This is a genomic window from Streptomyces sp. NPDC093600, from assembly GCF_044764755.1.
Lineage (GTDB): Bacteria > Actinomycetota > Actinomycetes > Streptomycetales > Streptomycetaceae > Streptomyces.
In genome coordinates, this window is the sequence record NZ_JBIWIU010000001.1 from 747,321 (window position 1) to 764,945 (window position 17,625).

Here is a 17,625-nt window from a genome sequence, read left to right on the forward strand (position 1 = left end):
CCATGGCGCGGACCTAGGGCGAGGCCCGCCGCGGGCCCGGTCGCGGGTCGCCCGCCGGGCCCAGTCCTGGGCCCAGCGTGGACCTACGCCGGGCCCAAAAATCTCCCTGTCGCTTGGCGGATTGTCTGTTCACCACCCCGGGGGTCGTGGATAAGGTGCAGGGGCGGCCGCCTGTGCAGTGACGCGGTGAACGCAGTGAGTGACATGGAGGGGGGTCTGACGTGTCGACAGCGATCGCGGTCACCAGCGCCGACCTGGTGCTGCCACCGGCCGATCAGCGCACGCCCACCGCCGCCGTCCTGCCCGCCCCCGAGACCCAGCCGCTCGCCTCCGCCGTCGCCGAACTCCAGCTGCTCGTGGACCGCCACGGCCATGTGATCGTGGTCTACCCCTCCTCCGTACCGACCGCAACGGAGCAGCGGCTGTACGCGATCCGCTCCCTCCTGGAGAGCGACCGGATCGCCCTGGTGAGGTCCGACCTGCCGCCCCTCGGCACCGCCGTCCTGGCGCTCCAGCTGCGCCAGCTCTCCGTCTGCGACTTCAGCCCCGGCGTCGTCGCGTCGGCGGCGCGGCTGCTCGCCCACTACATCTACGCCGGTGCCGTCCTCGGCTCCGTCGCCAGGCTCGACCGCGTACCGGTCAGCCTGAAGTCCCATGTCAAGGGATGGCTGCCGGGCGCGCAGTTCGCCGTGCTCGCCGGGCCCGTCCCCCAGCTCGACAGGATCGGACCGGGCGTCCCGCCGCCGGCCGGACCCGAGTTCGCCACCGAGCTGGTGCTGGCCCGGGGGCAGCTCCAGACCGACTGGCCCACCGCCACCCTCGTACCGCAGTGGCAGGTGCGGGCGGTGCGGGAGGCGCCGCTGCCCGCCGAGTCATCACGCTGGTGGGGCACCGGACGGCTCGTCGAGTTCGCCGCCTACCTCCCCGACCTGCCCGTCCTGCACCAACTGGTCTCCTCCGTACGGCGCGAGACCTGCCACTGGTGCGCGATGGAGCTCATCGGTGACCGCTGCGGCTTCTGCTCCGCCCCGCTGCCCACGGCCGAGCACCAGGCGTCCGCCGCCCGTGTCCCGTAGTCGCGCGATGGCGCCGCCGTACCTCCGGCCGTACGACTCGTACGACCGCTCTCCCGACCTCCCGTACGCCCCCTCGTCCGTTCCCTCGCCTGCTCCGTCCTACGGTCCCTGTCCGCCGAGTCACATGTCTCCGATCGAGGTTGTACGGCAATGAACTCCCGCCAGCGCCGTGGCGTCCTACTTCTTCTGCTGTCCGTCCTGTGTGCCCTGGGTGCGTTCGCCGGAGTCCTCTCGGTGATCAGCGACGTGAACTCCAAGGTCGGCCCCGAGGTGACCGCGTACCGCGTCACCAAGGACATCGAGCCCTACACCCCGCTCGGCGCCAGGCAGTTCCAGAAGATCTCGATGCCCGAGCGATGGCTCTCGGCCAACGCCGTCACGGACCTCGCCCAGATCGAGGGGAAGATCGCCGTCACCCGGCTCCAGGCCGGTTCCCTGCTGCAGAGCGACATGATCGTCGAACGCCCGGCGCTCCAGGCCGGCCAGCAGGAGATCGCCATCATGATCGACGCCGCCACCGGAGTGGCCGGAAAGATCACCGCCGGTGCCACGGTCAACATCTACGCCACCTTCGCCGGCGAACGCGACGGACAGCCCGACCAGTCCAAGGTCATCGTCAGCAACGCCCGTGTCATCGACGTCGGCAAGCTGACGCCGATCAGCGCCGACCGCGAGGACCGGGGCAGCCGCGCCACCGAAGCCGTCCCCATCACCTTCGCCCTGAACACCCTCGACACCCAGCGCGTCGCCTACGCCGAGTCCTTCGCCGAGCACGTACGGCTGGCGCTCGTCGCGCCGGGCAGCGAGCCGACCCTCAAGCCCGGCGACCGCACCTACACGCTCGACAAGGACAAGTGAGGCCGGTATGACCACCAGGATCCTGCCGGCCGTCGGCGACCCCGACGCGGCCCGGTCCGTCACCACGCTGCTCAGCCGGCTCCCCGACGCCGAGCCCCTCCCACCCGTCGGAGACTCCACCCGACTGGTCGACGCCCTCGCCCGGCTCGCCGCCGTGTCCCTCGACGAGCTGCCGGACGTCGTCCTGGTCCACGAACGGATCGGCCCCGTCCCCGCCCTGGAGCTCATCCGCGAGGTCGCGCTCCGCTTCCCCGCCGTCGGTGTCGTCCTCATCACCGCCGACGCCAGCCCGGTGCTGTTCTCGGCGGCCATGGACTCCGGCGCGCGCGGCCTGGTCACGCTCCCCCTCGGGTACGAGGAGCTGGCGAGCCGGGTCCAGGCGGCCGCCCAGTGGTCCGTGGGCGTCCGACGCCACCTCGGCGCGGGCGCCGACGTCTTCACGGGCCCGGGCGGCAGGGTCGTCACCGTGAGCGGGGCCAAGGGCGGGGTCGGCACCACGGTCACGGCCGTTCAGCTCGCCCTCGCCTCCCAGACGTCCGGCCACAGCGTGGCCCTCGTCGACATGGACCTCCAGGGCGGAGACATCGGCTCCTATCTCGACGTCCAGTTCCGCCGCTCTCTTGCCGACCTCGCGGCCGTCGACGACCTCTCGCCGCGCGTCCTCCAGGACGCCGTCTACACCCACGAGACCGGCCTCGCGCTGCTCCTCGCCCCCGGCGACGGCGAGCGCGGAGAGGAGGTCAGCGACCGCTCCGCACGCCAGATCGTCGGCGCCCTCCGTTCCCGTTACGACGTCGTGGTCGTCGACTGCGGCACCTATCTCACCGGTTCCAACGCCGCCGCCGTCGAGATGGCCGACGCGGCCGTCCTCGTCACCACCCCCGACGTGGTCGCGGTACGGGCGGCGAAGCGGGTCGTACGGATGTGGGACCGCCTCCAGATCCGCAAGGCGGAGGAGAGCGTCTGCCTGGTGAACCGCTACACCCGCGCCACCGAGATCCAGCCCGGCCTCATCCAGAAGATCACGGGCATGCGGATGGCGGGGGTCGTCGTACCCGCCCACTTCAAGGAGCTCCAGGGCGTGGTGGACGCCGGCCGGCTGCACGAGCTCGACGCGCGCTCGACGGTGAAGCAGGCGCTGTGGTCGCTGGCCGGGGAGCTGGGCCTGGTGAAGGCACCGGATCAGGGCGGCGCGGGCAGCGCGGGCGCGGCGGGCGGCGGGGGCCGGCCCGGGAAGCAGCTCGCCCGCGTGACGCGCGGCAACGACCGCGGCTCGGTCGGGCTGCTGCGGCGCGGCGGAAAGGGGCGCTGAGCCGTGCCGGGCGCCGGACCCGCGCCGTACCGGGACGATGACAGAGGGCAGGTGGCGGTCGAGTTCCTCGGCATGGTCCCGCTCATCCTGCTCACGCTGGTGCTGCTCTGGCAGTGCGTGCTGGTCGGCTACACCTTCACGCTCGCGGGCAACGCGGCCGACGAGGCGGCTCGGGCGGCGGCCGTGGGCGACGACTGCGGGGAGGCGGGGAGGCGGCACCTGGACGGGGCGTGGGCGGACGGCGCCGCCGTGACCTGCGACGAGGAGGGCGACATGGTGCGTGCGAGGGTCGGCCTGCGGGTGCCGGTGCTGTTCCCGGGGGCGATCGCCTTCCCGTTCACGGTGCCGGGCGAGGCCGGAGCCGTACGGGAAGAACGGAGCCGGCCGTGAGGCGCGGGGAGCGAGCCGGGGGCGGGGGCTGGATGGACCGGGGCCGGGTCTCCCAGGACCGCGGCCGGGGCCGTGGCCGGGACCGGGGGCAGGTCGCCGTCGAGTACCTCGGCTTCCTGCCCATCCTGCTGCTCGTCGCTCTCGCGGGCATCCAGCTCGGCCTCGCCGCGTACGCCGCCCAGCAGGCGGGGACGGGCGCGCGGGCCGCGGCCCGCGCGGCCACGCACGACGACACGGAGCTCGACCCGGAAGCGGCCGGCCACCGCGCGATGAGCGACTGGATCGCCGAGCGCAGCGCCGTCTCCGCGCCTGGCGGGGACGGACAGGTGACGGCGACGGTGACCGTCGACATCCCGTCGGTGGTGCCGTTCTGGGACTTCGGGACGGTACGGAAGTCGGCGACCCTCCCGATGCCGGAGTCGGCGCCGATGCCCGGGTCCGGGTCGGCGCCCGCGCCCGAGTCCACGCACGAGTTCACGCACGCGTCCGCGTACGAGGTCACGCCCGCGTACGAACCCGCTTCCACGCCCGAGGAGGACCTCTCATGAGTCTGCGGGCACGTATCAACGCCCCCGAGGAGAGCGGCTCGGGCGGCCGGGAGGACGGTCACCTCGTCGCCTCCTTCCGCGCCAAGCTCCTGGAGGAGATCGACCTCACCGAGATGTCCGCGCTCGCCGCCGCCGAGCGCCGGGCCCGCCTGGAGCGCGTCCTCGGGCACATCATCAGCCGTGAGGGACCGGTCCTCTCCACCGTCGAACGCGCCCAGCTCATCCGCCGCGTCGTCGACGAGGCGCTCGGCCTCGGCGTCCTCGAACCGCTCCTCGAAGACGCGTCCATCACCGAGATCATGGTCAACGGCCCCGACCAGATCTTCATCGAGCGCGCCGGCCGGGTCGAGCTCCTCCCGCTGCGCTTCGCCTCCCACGAGCAGCTGATGCAGACCATCGAGCGGATCGTCTCCACCGTCAACCGGCGGGTCGACGAGTCGAACCCCATGGTCGACGCCCGGCTGCCGTCCGGCGAACGCGTCAACGTGATCATCCCGCCGCTCTCCCTGACCGGGGCGACCCTGACGATCCGCCGCTTCCCCCGCGCGTACACCCTCACCGAGATGATCGGGCTCGGCTCGCTCGACGAGCACATGCTGTTCCTGCTCGCCGGGCTGGTGCAGGCGAAGTTCAACATCATCGTCTCCGGCGCGACCGGCACCGGGAAGACCACCCTCCTCAACGCGCTCTCCGGACTGATCCCCGACGGCGAACGGGTCATCACCATCGAGGACTCGGCCGAACTCCAGCTCCAGCAGTCCCACGTCATCCGCCTCGAAAGCCGGCCCCCGAACATCGAGGGCCGGGGGCAGGTCACCATCCGCGACCTCGTCCGCAACTCCCTGCGCATGCGCCCCGACCGCATCATCGTCGGCGAGGTCCGGGGCGGCGAGACGCTCGACATGCTCCAGGCGATGTCCACCGGTCACGACGGCTCGCTCGCCACCGTCCACGCCAACTCCGCCGAGGACGCCCTGATGCGGCTCCAGACCCTGGCCTCCATGTCGGAGGTGAAGGTCCCCTTCGAGGCGCTCCGCGACCAGATCAACAGCGCCGTCGACGTCCTGGTCCAGCTCACCCGGCACCCCGACGGCACCCGCCGGATCACCGAGATCGCCGTCCTGGCGTCCAACGGGCGGGAGCGGTTCACGCTCGCCACCGTCTGCCGGTTCCGCGCCCAGCCGCTCACCGCCGACGGGCGGGTGCACGGCGAGTTCACCTACCACCCGCTGCCGCGGCGGGTCGCCGAACGGCTCTACCTCGCCGGCCAGCCGATCCCCCAGGCGTTCGGCGTGGCCGCGTCGGACGAACAGCTCGCCACCCGAGAAGCGAAGTAGGAGAGGCGACGGAGGATGAATCCCACCCTGCTGACGATCGGCGTCGCACTGCTCTGCGGCGTCCTCGGGGTGATCGGTACGCAGCTGTACGCGAGCGGCTCCGCCCAGCGCGCCGCCCTCGTCGCCCGGCTCGCCCAGACCGGCGAACCGGAGGCGGCGGGCCGTGGACGGCGCCGCCGCTTCCGGGCCCTCGACCGCCGTGTCCGGCGTACCCGCTTCGGCCGCCGGCTGGAACTGCGGATCTCCGCCACCGGTCTCGACCTGACCCCCGGCGAGTTCCTCGTGGCCATGGCGGCGACCGTCACCGCGCTGTGGATCACCGGGCAGTCCCTGCTCTCCCCGTTCTTCGGCCCGCTCTGCGGCTTCCTCGGCGTGTGGGTCGCGCTGGGGTTCCTCAACTGGCAGCGGCAGAAGCGGATCGAGAAGTTCATCAACCAGCTTCCCGAACTCTCCCGCATCCTCGCCAACGCCACCCACGCCGGGCTGGCCCTGCGGATGGCGCTCAGCATGGCCGCCGACGAGATGGAGGCCCCGGCAGGCGACGAACTGGAACGGGTGGCCCAGCAGCTCGCCGTCGGCACCTCCCTCGACGAGGCCCTCGGCGAACTCGCCGAGCGTCTGCCCTCGCGCGAACTCGTCGTCCTCGTCACCACCCTGGTCCTCGCCAACAAGGCGGGCGGCACCGTCGTCGCCTCCCTGCGCAACCTCACCGAGACCCTGGAGGAGCGCAAGGAGACCCGGCGGGAGGTCCGTACCCAGCTGTCCCAGGTGAGCATGACCGCCTACGCCGTACCGGTCATCGGCATCGGCTCCCTGCTGATGATCGACAACATGCAGCCGGGCGCGCTCGACCGGATGACCGGCTCCGGCCTGGGACAGTTCGCCGTCGTCCTCGCCTTCGGCCTGTACGTCGTCGGCTTCGTCGTCATCCGCCGCTTCTCGAAGATCGACGTCTGAGGCCCGGGAGCCGTCATGGACCTGCTGCTCGCCCTGGCCGCCGGCCTCTCCGTCGCCGGAATCCTCTGCGGCATCCGCCTCTACCGCGCGGACGCCCGCCTCCCCGACGACCTCCGGCTCGCCCTGGAGGTCGGCTCCACGCGCACCGGCGCCGTCGACTCCGTCGTGGACCGGCTCGGCATGCGCTACTCACCGGCCGTCCTGCGCCTGATGGGCCCCAAACGGGTCAACCAGGTCCGGCGCAGGATCGACCTGGCGGGCAACCCCGGCGGACTGACCATCGACCGGTACGGAGCCAGGCGCGCCGTCTACGGCTTCCTCGGCGGCCTCGGCGGCCTGGTCATGCTCTCCAACGGCGACCTCGTCGTCGCGCTGCTCCTCTTCGCGTTCGCCGTCTTCTGGACCGAGGTCGGCATCTGGTCGGCCATCCGCATCCGCAAGGACCAGATCGAGCGGACGCTGCCCGACTTCCTCGACGTCCTCGCCGTCGTCGTCAGCGCCGGGCTCGGCTTCCGGCAGGCGCTGGACCGGGTGGCGGACAAGTACGAGGGCCCGTGGGCCGACGAACTTCGGATCACCCTGCGCCAGATGGACATGGGTGTCAGCCGCCGCCAGGCCTTCGACGAACTGCGCCGGCGCAACGACTCCGAGCAGGTCGCCCAGTTCGTCACGGCGCTGCAGCAGGGCGAGGAGCTGGGCGCGCCGATCGTCGACACGCTGATCCAGATCGCGAACGACATGCGCAGGACCGACGCCCAGAACGCCCGGAGGAAGGCGGCGAAGGCGGTCCCCAAGGCGACCATGGTGATCACGACCCTGATGGTCCCGGCGACGATGATCCTGCTGGGCGCGGGCCTGTTCCTGGGGACGGGCACGGACTTCGGCTCGATCACGGGGGAGTGACCGGTGGGCGGGCGCGTGGGTCTGCGGCTGAGTGACCGGGTGGGCGGGCGCGTGGGCGTGCGGGTGAACGGACGAGTGAGTGGGCGGGTGAGTGGCGCGCCGACGGGTCCCGGGCCGGCAGCGTCCCCGAACCTCCAGATCAACGCCCTCCAGGCCATGTGCCGCCAGGTCTTCGGCTTCCGGCTCGCGATGATCGCCCTGGCGGCCCCGGCCGCGCTCCTGAACGCGGCCCCCGGCCTCGCCCAGAAGCTCGTCGGCGCCGCCGTGCTCGTGACGTTCATGGTCTCGTACACGCTGTTCAGGGACTGGGAACGGTTCGGCCCGCTGCTCCTGCGGCACCCCTCCCTGCTGGCGGTGGACACCCTCTTCGGCGCGCTGCTGCTCGTCACGGCCGGCCCGCGCAGCACCCTCGGCTACGTCAGCGTCTGCACGCCCCTGCTGGCGGGGATCGTCTACAGCTGGCGCGGCGCCGCCTTCTTCGCCTGCCTGCAGTCCCTGATCCTCCTGGCGGTCCACGCCGCCGATCCCCGGCGCGCCGACACGTCCCTGGGCGAGGCGCTGCTGCTGCCCGGCCTCTGCGTCATCACGGGAGCCCTGGGAGTGACCCTCAGGAACCTCCTCCTCCGCTTCGGTGCGGCCACGCAGGCCCTCACGGAGACCCGGGCCCGTCTCGCCGCCGCGCAGGCGGTGGAGGAGGAACGCGCCCGCCTCGCCCGTGAGATGCACGACTCGGTGGCCAAGACCCTGCACGGCCTGGCGCTCGCCGCCGACGCCCTGGCCGCGACGGCGGACCCCCGGACGGTCCGGGGCCAGGCGGAGCTGGTCGCCCGCTCGGCGCGCAGGGCGGTCGCCGAGTCGCGGGAGCTCCTCGCCGACCTGCGCAGACAGTCGTACGGAGGCGGGGAGGGCGGTGTCGACGTGGTCGCGGAACTCCATGACCGGGTACGGGACTTCGGGCGGCGCTCGGGCATCGAGACGGCCTACCGGGGGGTGGGCGAGGGGGCCGTACCGCCGGTGCCGTACACCGTCGCCCGACAGCTCCTCACGATCGCCTCGGAGGCGATGGAGAACGCGGGCCGCCACGCCAGGCCGACCCGGATCGACGTCTCGGCCGGTGTCGTCGCGGGCCTGCTCCGGATCAGCGTGCGGGACGACGGACCCGGCCTGCCACCGGGCACGACCCTGGAAGGCCTGCGCCGGACCGGCCACTTCGGCGTGGTGGGGATGGTCGAGCGGGCGGCGGGAGTCGGGGCGCGGATCAGGATCGGGAGGGGCGGGGCGGTGAAGGGCACGGAGGTACGTCTGGAGCTTCCGGTCGGGGGTGTGGCGCGATGACACTGACCGTGCTGGTCGCCGACGACAACCCGGTCGTCCGGGCGGGCCTGACCTCCCTGCTGGCCGCCCACCCGGGCCTCCGGGTGGTGGCGGAGGCCCCGGACGGCCGCACGGCCCTTGAGGCGACGGCCCGCCACCGCCCGGACGTGATCCTCCTCGACGTCCGCATGCCGGGCATGGACGGCCTGACGGCCCTTCCCCGCCTGACCCGTATGGCTCCGGTCCTGATGCTGACGTACAGCGGGGAGAGCGCGGTGGTCCGGGAGGCGCTGCGGCTGGGGGCGGGGGGTTACCTGGTGCACGGGGAGTTCACGGTGGAGGAGCTGGTGACGGCGGTCCGCGATGTGCGGGAGGGCCGGGCACACTTCACGCCGACGGCGGCGAACGCGCTGTTGGGGATGGTGCGGGGGAGGGCGGTGGGTGCGACTGCACACAGGGTGGTTGGCTCAACGGGCGGTATTTTGACGGAATCGGCCCATCCCCCTTCGCAGCTGCAACCGAATGTGTCATGCTTCGGTCTGAGTCGGAGGGAGGCGGAGGTGATGGACCTGATCGCGTCGGGCCTGAGCAATCGACAGATCGCCGACACCTGCTTCATCAGCGAGAAGACGGTGAAGAACCACATCAACCGCATCTTCGCGAAACTCCACAGCACGACAAGAAGCGAGGCGATAGCGGCCTGGCTCGGTACAAGGACCACCTCATGAACTGGGCCCGCCTTTGGGCCCACGGACCCTGTGGCACGAACACCCCGCTCACGTACGGTGAGCGGGGCGATACCGACGCGCTGCCGTACGGATCCGGAGGGGACCACCATGAACGACCTCATGCTGAAGACCGTGGCCAGGACCAGGGTCTACGTCGGCAACTGGGCGCGGACGGCGTCGAAGGACCGGGGGCAGACGGCGGTCGAGTACCTGGGGATCATCGTGGTGGTGGTGGCCATCGTGATCGCGATCTCGGGCACGAGCATCGGCCAGGACATCAAGAACGCGATCAGCACCAAGATCGCCAGCTTGACCGGCGGCGGCGGGGGCGAGTGACTGGTCGTCGCGAGGACGACTCAGGGCAGGCTTTCCCCATCTACATCACGGTGGTGGCGGGCCTGCTCTTTCTTGCGTTCGCGTACTTCGCGGTCGGGCAGGCGGCCGCCACTCGTAATGGAGCGCAGACAGCTGCCGACGCCGCCGCGTTGGCAGCCGCGCAGGACGCGAGGGACCAGCTTCGCGACGGCTGGCTGGGTGTGATCCTGGACCCCACCGAGTGGCTCGACTACGTGGAAGGCGGACGCTTCGACGAGGATGCGGCTTGCGAACGAGCCGGCGCGTTCGCGGCGAAGAACGAGGCTGAGCTCTTCGGTGATCAGTGTGTGCGACTTGGCGGTGCCCAAGAAGGCTTCCGCGTCACGGTGCGCACTCTCGGGACGGTGGGGGAGTCGATCATTCCGGGTACGGAACGGCAACACGCCACGGCGTCCGCCACGGCAGTGATCGAGCCTCGGTGCACGTTCAATGCGCCCGAACCTGAGCCCGAGCCCGAGCCGACACCGACGGAGCCGCCGTCGGATCCGGACGATTCACCGATCCTGGGCCTCTCCTGTGACGGTGTCGACTGGCACATCGATCCCAAGAACCCGAGGCTCCCGAGCGTTGCCGATCTCTTCAGCGTTCGACTGGCTGACTGACAAACGAAGGAACCCCGTCTCATGAGTGTGCGGTACGCGACGAAGGCCCGTAGAGGGGCGGCCGCGGTCGTCATCGCGACTGGCCTGGTCCTCGGTGCTGCCGGGTGCGGCAGCGGTGACGAACCTCAGGCACAGAAGTCATCGGTGACTTCTTCGGCTCCCAAGACCGACGACGGCAACAAGGGGGCACAGACCGAGGAACCCGGCGAGGTTCTGGCTGTCCTCAAGGGACAGGAGGGGCTTGAGCTCACCGTGCAGTCGGCGAAGCGGGACGCCGGAGGCTTCCTGACCATCAGCGGGGAGCTGGCGAACACATCTGACGCTCCCCGCGTCATTCCGGCCCAACTCGCGGGGGACGAGACCGAGATCGTCAAGCACGGCAACTCGTTGGGGGGCGCGACCCTCGTGGATGGTGCCGGGAAGAAGCGGTACTACGTACTGCGGGACACGGATGGCCGACCGCTCACCACCTCCGGCCTGTCCAGCCTTGCCCCAGGCAAGTCCACGCAGGTCTTCATGCAGTTCCCCGCCCCACCCCCCGCCACCACCGAAGTCACCTTCCAACTGCCCACCTTCCGCCCCGGCACCATCAAGCTCTCCTGACGGGCGCGCCGCCATGACGACTCCCCACCGCCTCGCCACCCTCGCCGCCGTCACCCTCCTCGCCACGGCGCTCACCGCCGGCCCCGCACTCGCCGACGATCCGCCCAACTCCACCTCCAGCTCCTCCCCGCCACCCCCGATCGACCCGAACTCGCCCGAGCTCATGCTTCCCGACGGGGCCACCCTCGCGCCCGCCAAGGTGCTCGACATCAAGCAGATCGTCGAGGAGGAGGGCGGTGAACAGCGGCGGGAGGACACCAATGTGGACGTCACGTTCGCCCTCCAGGCCGAGGTGCTGTTCGGCAAGGACAGCGCCAAGCTCAGCAGCGCCGCCACCGCGCGCATCGCCGCCATCGCCGCCGAGATCAACCAGCAGGACTCCAGCAAGGTCCGGGTCTTCGGGTTCACCGACAACCTCGGGACGTACGAGCACGGCCTCAAGCTCTCCAAGCAGCGGGCCAACGCCGTGCAGCAGGAGCTGGCCAAGACGCTCGACCCGGGGAAGACGTTCGACATCCGCGGGTACAGCGAGGACTACCCCATCGCCGACAACCGCACGGAGGAAGGCCGCACGAAGAACCGCCGCGTGGAGATCTCCTTCCCCCGCACGACAGGCGACTGAGTACGAGTTGAGGGCCTGGGCCTGCCGTGATGCCTGGTGCAGGCAGTGCCCTGCTTACCGCGCTTACCGCGTACCGAGTCTTCTCAGCATCTCCTGTTGGTGACGGTGGCCGATCGTCTCGTAGCCGATCACGGTGACGAACGGCGCGAGCATGATCACGAGCAGGCACACCGCGATGGCCACGCCGGCGGCTGCCAGCAGGACCGCGGCGAGCAGCACGGCGAGGGTGAGGGAGATCAGGAGCAGGTGGAAGGGGTCGGCCGCGGACAGCAGGAGGCTGTGCAGCAGATAGACCATGAGGAGGTAGAGGCCGACCGGGAGGGCCAGTGCGAGGACGACGGCCGTGCCGGAGATCTTGGCGTGGTGCTCCATGTACAGGCCCGCCACGTGCAGGCCCGCGCCGGCTCCGGCGATGCCGATGAACAGGGGAATGTGGCCGTAACCGAAGAGGTATCCGCGGCCGCGGCGGCGCGCCAGGATGTCGCCGAACGGCGTCATGAAGTACATCCACCACATGCCGAAGGTCAGGCCCACGCCGGCGATGACGACGGCGATCGCGTTCCAGGTCCAGTGCGTGCCGTCGCCGCCGCCCAGGAGGTCGCCGGAGGAGGCGACGGTGCCGACGACGCCCTCGCCGAGCGTGATGATGGCGAAGAGCCCGTACCGTTCGGCGACGTGGTGCGGGTGCCAGGGCGTGCCGCCCGCGGAGCCCTGTGTGAGCACCGGCAGGACGAGTTCGAAGGCGCCCAGGACGCCGAACGCCACGAAGACGGCGGCGATCGGCATATGGACGAAGGCCACGACGATCCAGCCGGCCTGGACGATCACCGTCCAGCGGATGTTGGCCATACCGACGTCGTGGAACGACGGGGACTGCCGGGCGGCGCGCCACCACTGGAGCACCATCGCGATCCGCATCACGACGTAGCCGATGACGATGGCACGCAGTTCGAGGTGTTCCCCCTCCTCGACGGAGTGGAACATCGCGGGCAGGCCGAGCGAGAAGACGACGACGCCGATCATCTGCACCATCGTCAAGGCGCGGTAGAGCCAGTCGTCGGTGGCGAAGGCGGAGGCGAACCAGCTGAAGTTGATCCAGGCGACGCTGATCGCGAACATCGCCAGTACGAAGGCGACGACCGCCTCCCCGGCATGCCCTTCGGCGACCATCTCGGCGAACTGGAACGCCGCCGTGCCGACCGCGACCACGAAGGTCAGGTCGAACAGCAGCTCCAGTGGTGAGGAGACCCGGCCCTGCTCTTCCGGGTCACGGCCCGTCATCGGAACAAGCCGTCGCGACAGGGCACGCGCGCCGGTGTCGCTGGGGTGCTGGGGATCATTCATGCGCACCATCATTTCCAACGCCGCCGCTCAGGGTGCTCGCGCGCCACGGCTGCGTCGCCAATACCGCCCGGATTCTGGCGATCACGCGGTCCGGGTGGTGGAAGACCTCCGTGGCCGTGAGGCGCAGGATCCGGCGTACCGACGGGCATTCCGCGAGGGCGTTGAAGCGGTCGGTCACCCGCAGCCCCGCCCGTACGGACACGTCCCGTTCGGTGAGGAGCACCGTCGTGTGGACGCGCAGACCGGCCCCGAAGGAGACCCCGCGGCCTCCCCGCCTCAGCATGGTGAACTCCAGAACCGGCACCTCCTCCCCTTCCGCGCCACCGCTGTTCAGTAGGCCGCCGTTCAGGACCTCGACGCGGTGCAGCGCCGCCGCCGTCCTGTGGCTGCACACCCACTCCGGCCGTCGCAGCTGCACCACCCTCGCCCGGACCCTCCAGTCCACCTCCTTTCCCGGAACGGCCCACGCCCCCCGGCAGATCCGCTGCCATCCCTCACCCCGCAGCCGGCCCCGCAACCTCCCCCGCGGCCAGTCGGCCGCATACGCCCACTCGGTCAGGAGCACCCCGCCCCGGGCCGTCCTCACCAAGTCCTCCACGTCCCCCGCCCCCTTCATGCCCCACCAACGCGGGGCCGTCCGCATCCCCTGTGGATAACCTGCTCCCGCCGCCCGCCTCGGAGCCGTCGCCCGCCCTCGGGGCTGTGGACAGGCCCGGACATAATCGAGCGCATGTCCCCCGCTCAGCCCACCGTCCCGCGATGGCCCGCCCTCGCTGCCGTCCCCTGGCCCGCGCTCGGCGGCTACGCCGCGACCCGCCTCCTCGGCCTCGCGGTCCTCGGCATCGCCGCCGCCGTCACCGGCAAGGACGGACTGCACCGGCTGAGCGGACGCTGGGACTCCGTCTGGTACGTCAGGATCGCCGAGCACGGCTACGGCCACCAGGTCACCCTGCCCAACGGCAGCGTCCACTCCGATCTCGCCTTCTTCCCCCTCTTCCCCCTCCTCGAACGGGCCCTGTCCGCCGCCCTCCCCGTCGACGCCGCCACCGCCGGACTACTCGTCTCCTGGACCGCCTCGCTCGCCGCCGCATGGGGCCTCTTCGCCGTCGGCGCGCACCTCGCGGGCCGCCCCGCCGGGATCACCCTCGCCGTCCTGTGGGGCGTGTACCCGACCGCCTTCGTGCAGTCGATGGCCTACACCGAGACGCTCTTCACCGCGCTCGCCGCCTGGTCGGTCCTCGCCGTGCTGCGCGAGCGCTGGCTCCTGGCCGGCGCCCTGTGCGCGCTGGCCGGGCTCACCCGGCCGACCGCGGCCGCGCTCGTCGCCGCCATCGGCATCACGGCCCTCGCCACCCTCGTCCGCGAACGCGGGCTCCACGCGCGCGTGGTGGCCGGTGCGCTGCTCGCGCCGCTGGGCTGGCTCGCGTACATCGTCTACGTCGGCGTGCGCGAGGGCAGCGCGACCGCCTACTTCGACGTCCAGGCGGCCTGGGGCAACTCCATCGACGGCGGGGTCGCCCTCGCCCGCTTCATCCGGGGCCTGCCGCCCCTGGCCGCCCTCGGCCTGTGCGCGGCCCTCGGCCTGCTCGCCTGGCTCGTGGTCCTGTGCGTACGGCAGAGGCAGCCCCTGCCCCTGCTCGTGTACACGATCGGCGTCGTCGTGGTCTCCCTCATCGGCGCCGCGTACTTCGGCTCCCGGCCGCGCCTGATGATGCCGGCGTTCGGGCTGCTCCTTCCGGCCGCGGTGGCGCTGGTACGGCTCCGGGTGCGCACCCGGGTCCTCGTCCTGGCCGGTCTCGCGCTCGCCTCCGCCGTCTACGGCGCCTTCACGCTTCTGGGTTCGGGACCGCCGTGACCCGTACGCCCCGCCGCAGGCCCCAGGCCGCCATCGCACCGCCCTCCGCCTCCAGCACATGCCGGCCCCGCGGCCGCACCATGCCGAGCCGGCCCGGCTTCATCGTCACCACATCGATCACGCGGAACGAACGGTCCAGATAGGCCACGTCGATGGTGAACCGCATGCCGAAGGTGTGCACGCTGTTGGTCGGGGTGATGAGGAGCGCTCCCGCGATGCCGTCCCGGCGGAGGAGCCCTCTACGCCGTGCCCGGTGGGAGGCCGCGATCTCCAGCGGCACCGTCCCGTCCGGCACGGCCAGCGTCCCCGTACCGTCGCGCCAACTCCGCATGAGCCAACTCCCCCCGGCCAACTCCCCGTAAGGGGAGACGGTAGCGGTACGCCGGGCCTAGGGTCGGGCCGTGTCCCCCACGCTGATCGCCGTCGCCGCCCTGTGGGGCGCCGCCGCCGGCCTGCTCGTGCCGCGCGCGGCCTACCGGTTGTCGGTCGAGCCCGGGGAGCCCTGGCGCGACCGCTGCCCGGCGGGCCACGCCCTCACCGGCCCGGCGGGCGGCTGGCTCGGCGCCCCGCCCTGCCGTATGTGCGGCCCCCGCGCCCGGATCCGGATCGGGGCCGCGCCCCCCGCAACCGCGCCCCAGCCGGAGCCCCAGCCCCAGCCCCAACCGCAGTCGGAGCCCCAGCCCCAGCCCCAACCGCAGTCGGAGCCCGAAACCGCCCCGGGCTCCCTTCCCTTCACCCCCGCCCTCCTCACCGCCCTCGTCTGCGCCCTCCTCGCCGCCGCCACCGGGCCCCGCCCCGAGCTGGTCGTCTGGCTGCTGTACGCGCCCTTCGGGGTGCTCCTGGCGAGCGTCGACGTTTGTGTGCACCGATTGCCCGACGGGCTCACCCTCCCGCTCGCCGCTGCCACCCCGTCGCTCCTCGGCGCCGCCGCGCTCCTCCCGTACGACGCCGGCTCCTGGAGCCACGCCCTCCTCGGCGCGCTCGCGCTGGGCGGCGCCTATCTGGTGCTGTTCCTGATCAACCCCGCCGGCATGGGCTTCGGCGACGTCAAACTCGCGCTCTCCCTCGGCGCCGCCCTGGGCTGGTACGGCTGGGGCATCCTCTTCGCCGGGGCCTTCGCGGGCTTCCTCCTCGGCTCGCTGTACGGGCTCGGCCTGGTCCTCGCCCGGCGCGGCGGCCGCAAGGCGGCGATACCGTTCGGCCCCTTCATGCTCGGCGGCGCCCTGCTCGGCGTCCTCCTCGGCGCGCTCTCCGCCACCCCCTGAGGTTCGCGACCTAGCATCCTGCCGTATGCGGACAATTGCTGACAGAACGGTTCAGGTGGTTCCCGCGGTCCTCCGGCAGCCCCGGGGAGCGTCCGCCCTCCTGCCCTGGGCCTGGGCCGCCGGTCTGTGCGTCCTCTACGCGACCGTCGCCGTCCGCCGCCACCTCCTCCTGCGTACCACCGGCTACGACCTCGGCATCTTCGAGCAGGCCGTCCGCGCCTACGCCGAACTGCGCGCGCCCGTCGTCCCGTTGCGCGGCGAGGGCTTCAACCTCCTCGGCGACCACTTCCATCCGCTCCTCGCCGTCCTCGCGCCCCTCTACCGCCTCTGGCCCTCACCCCTCTGCCTGCTGGTCGCCCAGGCCGCACTTCTCGCCCTCGCCGTCGTCCCCCTCGCCCGCTGGGCGGGCCGCGCGCTCGGCCGCCGGGCCGCCCATGTCGTCGCCGCCGGGTACGGCCTGAGCTGGGGGATCGCCTCAGCCGCCGCCTTCGACTTCCACGAGGTGGCCCTCGCCGTACCGCTCCTCGCGTTCAGCCTCGAAGCGCTCGGACGGCGGCGCTGGGGCCCGGCCGTCGCCTGGGCCGCGCCCCTGCTGCTCGTCAAGGAGGACCTGGGCCTCACCTTCGCGGCCATCGGCGTGTACATCGCGATCAAAGGCCCGCGCCGGCTCGGCGTCGCCACCGCCGTGGCCGGTCTCCTCGGCTCCCTCGTCGAGATCGCACTCCTGCTGCCCGCGTTCAACCCCGGAGGGGGCTACGCCCACGGCGGGAACCTCTCCGACGGCTACGGCTCCCTGCTCTCCACCCTCGCCCACGCGCCGCTCGACGCCCTGCGCCCCGACATCAAGGCGATGACCCTCGTCCTGGTCTTCGCCCCGTCCGCGCTCCTCGCGCTCCGCTCCCCGCTCTCGCTGATCGCCGTACCGACCCTCGCCTGGCGGATGCTCTCCGAGAACGGCTTCCACTGGGGCACGGCCTTCCACTACAGCGCGGTCCTCATGCCGGTCGTCCTCGCAGGACTGATCGACGCCCTCACCGTCTGGCGCCGTGCAGACCATCCGCTCGCCGCCCGCCACATCCGCGCCTCGCTGGCCACGGTGCTCGCGGTGACGGCGGTGATGATCCCGTCCTTCCCGCTGGCCCAGCTCGCCCAGCGGGCCACCTGGCGCACCACCCCCCACATCGAGGCGGCGCGCACGCTGCTCGCGAGGATCCCGGACGGCGCGACCGTCGCCGCGTCCAACCGCCTGGTCCCGCAGCTCACCTCGCGCTGCACCGTCGTCGTCTTCCCGACGTTCCCGGTGGACAGCAAGCTCTACCGGTACGACCGGAAGCACCTCCCGGCCCCGACGGCCGAGTGGATCCTCCACGACGCCCGGGCACCGGAGGCGTGGCCGTACAAGACCGGCCACTGGCCCTACCCGATCGAACAGCAGCTGGCGGAGCTGGCCGCGGCGCGAGAGGAGCACGGCTACGAGCTCGTGGCCGCGCGCGACGGCCTGACCCTCCTGCGCCGCACCGCCCGCTGAGGGCCGCC

At 71.9% G+C, this 17,625-nt stretch carries 20 protein-coding genes; 17 read left to right on the forward strand and 3 right to left on the reverse strand.

What is annotated here, in order from left to right; genetic code table 11:
• Positions 1 to 221: 221 nt before the first annotated feature.
• The 14 genes from ACIRB4_RS03700 (at position 222) to ACIRB4_RS03765 (ending at position 11,625) form a co-directional block, all read left to right on the forward strand.
• Positions 222 to 1,076 carry a hypothetical protein gene (locus ACIRB4_RS03700; protein ID WP_403288204.1) on the forward strand — a complete coding sequence of 285 codons (855 nt, stop codon included), beginning with the start codon at positions 222 to 224 and terminating at the stop codon, positions 1,074 to 1,076.
• A 150-nt stretch (positions 1,077 to 1,226) separates the two neighbouring features.
• Entirely contained in the window at positions 1,227 to 1,934 is a 708-nt protein-coding gene (cpaB, locus tag ACIRB4_RS03705) for a Flp pilus assembly protein CpaB (RefSeq protein WP_403288205.1), read from the forward strand.
• Between the two features lie 7 nt (positions 1,935 to 1,941).
• Positions 1,942 to 3,246 (forward strand): CpaE family protein, encoded by a 1,305-nt coding sequence (locus ACIRB4_RS03710; RefSeq protein WP_403288206.1) that lies wholly within the window; start codon positions 1,942 to 1,944, stop codon positions 3,244 to 3,246.
• 51 nt (positions 3,247 to 3,297) lie between these two features.
• A complete protein-coding gene (locus ACIRB4_RS03715; protein ID WP_403288207.1) occupies positions 3,298 to 3,636 on the forward strand; it encodes a TadE/TadG family type IV pilus assembly protein in 339 nt (112 codons plus the stop codon).
• On the forward strand, positions 3,633 to 4,184 hold the full coding sequence (locus ACIRB4_RS03720; protein WP_403288208.1) for a TadE/TadG family type IV pilus assembly protein: 552 nt from the start codon (positions 3,633 to 3,635) through the stop codon (positions 4,182 to 4,184). The genes ACIRB4_RS03715 and ACIRB4_RS03720 overlap by 4 nt, the downstream gene beginning before the upstream one ends.
• On the forward strand, positions 4,181 to 5,521 hold the full coding sequence (locus ACIRB4_RS03725) for a CpaF family protein (RefSeq protein ID WP_403288209.1): 1,341 nt from the start codon (positions 4,181 to 4,183) through the stop codon (positions 5,519 to 5,521). Before ACIRB4_RS03720 ends, ACIRB4_RS03725 begins: the two co-directional genes overlap by 4 nt.
• Before the next feature lie 15 nt (positions 5,522 to 5,536).
• Complete coding sequence (locus ACIRB4_RS03730) at positions 5,537 to 6,478, forward strand: type II secretion system F family protein (RefSeq protein ID WP_403288210.1); 942 nt, start codon at positions 5,537 to 5,539, stop codon at positions 6,476 to 6,478.
• Between the two features lie 15 nt (positions 6,479 to 6,493).
• Positions 6,494 to 7,381, forward strand: a complete 888-nt coding sequence (locus ACIRB4_RS03735; RefSeq protein ID WP_403288211.1) for a DUF5936 domain-containing protein — start codon at positions 6,494 to 6,496, stop codon at positions 7,379 to 7,381.
• Between the two features lie 51 nt (positions 7,382 to 7,432).
• Complete coding sequence (locus ACIRB4_RS03740) at positions 7,433 to 8,716, forward strand: sensor histidine kinase (RefSeq protein ID WP_403288668.1); 1,284 nt, start codon at positions 7,433 to 7,435, stop codon at positions 8,714 to 8,716.
• Entirely contained in the window at positions 8,713 to 9,423 is a 711-nt protein-coding gene (locus tag ACIRB4_RS03745; RefSeq protein WP_403288213.1) for a response regulator, read from the forward strand. Before ACIRB4_RS03740 ends, ACIRB4_RS03745 begins: the two co-directional genes overlap by 4 nt.
• Before the next feature lie 108 nt (positions 9,424 to 9,531).
• Complete coding sequence (locus ACIRB4_RS03750) at positions 9,532 to 9,759, forward strand: Flp family type IVb pilin (RefSeq protein WP_403288214.1); 228 nt, start codon at positions 9,532 to 9,534, stop codon at positions 9,757 to 9,759.
• Positions 9,756 to 10,400 (forward strand): pilus assembly protein TadG-related protein, encoded by a 645-nt coding sequence (locus ACIRB4_RS03755; RefSeq protein WP_403288215.1) that lies wholly within the window; start codon positions 9,756 to 9,758, stop codon positions 10,398 to 10,400. Before ACIRB4_RS03750 ends, ACIRB4_RS03755 begins: the two co-directional genes overlap by 4 nt.
• Before the next feature lie 21 nt (positions 10,401 to 10,421).
• A complete protein-coding gene (locus tag ACIRB4_RS03760) occupies positions 10,422 to 11,003 on the forward strand; it encodes a hypothetical protein (RefSeq protein WP_403288216.1) in 582 nt (193 codons plus the stop codon).
• A 13-nt stretch (positions 11,004 to 11,016) separates the two neighbouring features.
• Positions 11,017 to 11,625, forward strand: a complete 609-nt coding sequence (locus ACIRB4_RS03765; RefSeq protein WP_403288217.1) for an OmpA family protein — start codon at positions 11,017 to 11,019, stop codon at positions 11,623 to 11,625.
• Positions 11,626 to 11,688: 63 nt separating this feature from the next.
• Here the strand turns inward: ACIRB4_RS03765 and ACIRB4_RS03770 are convergent, their stop codons facing one another.
• Both ACIRB4_RS03770 and ACIRB4_RS03775 read right to left on the reverse strand, forming a co-directional pair.
• Positions 11,689 to 12,969: a low temperature requirement protein A gene (locus ACIRB4_RS03770; RefSeq protein WP_403288218.1), complete on the reverse strand. Its 1,281-nt coding sequence runs from the start codon at positions 12,967 to 12,969 to the stop codon at positions 11,689 to 11,691.
• Entirely contained in the window at positions 12,962 to 13,414 is a 453-nt protein-coding gene (locus ACIRB4_RS03775) for a hypothetical protein (RefSeq protein WP_403288219.1), read from the reverse strand. Before ACIRB4_RS03775 ends, ACIRB4_RS03770 begins: the two co-directional genes overlap by 8 nt.
• Positions 13,415 to 13,699: 285 nt before the next feature.
• Between ACIRB4_RS03775 and ACIRB4_RS03780 the strand changes: the two genes are divergently transcribed.
• On the forward strand, positions 13,700 to 14,824 hold the full coding sequence (locus ACIRB4_RS03780) for a hypothetical protein (RefSeq protein WP_403288220.1): 1,125 nt from the start codon (positions 13,700 to 13,702) through the stop codon (positions 14,822 to 14,824).
• Here the strand turns inward: ACIRB4_RS03780 and ACIRB4_RS03785 are convergent.
• Positions 14,796 to 15,155, reverse strand: a complete 360-nt coding sequence (locus ACIRB4_RS03785; RefSeq protein WP_403288221.1) for a DUF192 domain-containing protein — start codon at positions 15,153 to 15,155, stop codon at positions 14,796 to 14,798. The genes ACIRB4_RS03780 and ACIRB4_RS03785 overlap by 29 nt on opposite strands.
• A gap of 70 nt (positions 15,156 to 15,225) precedes the next feature.
• On the opposite strand from ACIRB4_RS03785, the gene ACIRB4_RS03790 reads away from it, so the two are divergent.
• The gene (locus ACIRB4_RS03790) at positions 15,226 to 16,089 is read left to right on the forward strand and encodes a prepilin peptidase (protein WP_403288222.1); all 864 of its coding nucleotides are present in this window, start codon (positions 15,226 to 15,228) and stop codon (positions 16,087 to 16,089) included.
• Between the two features lie 25 nt (positions 16,090 to 16,114).
• Positions 16,115 to 17,617, forward strand: a complete 1,503-nt coding sequence (locus tag ACIRB4_RS03795; RefSeq protein ID WP_403288223.1) for a DUF2079 domain-containing protein — start codon at positions 16,115 to 16,117, stop codon at positions 17,615 to 17,617.
• Positions 17,618 to 17,625: the final 8 nt, after the last annotated feature.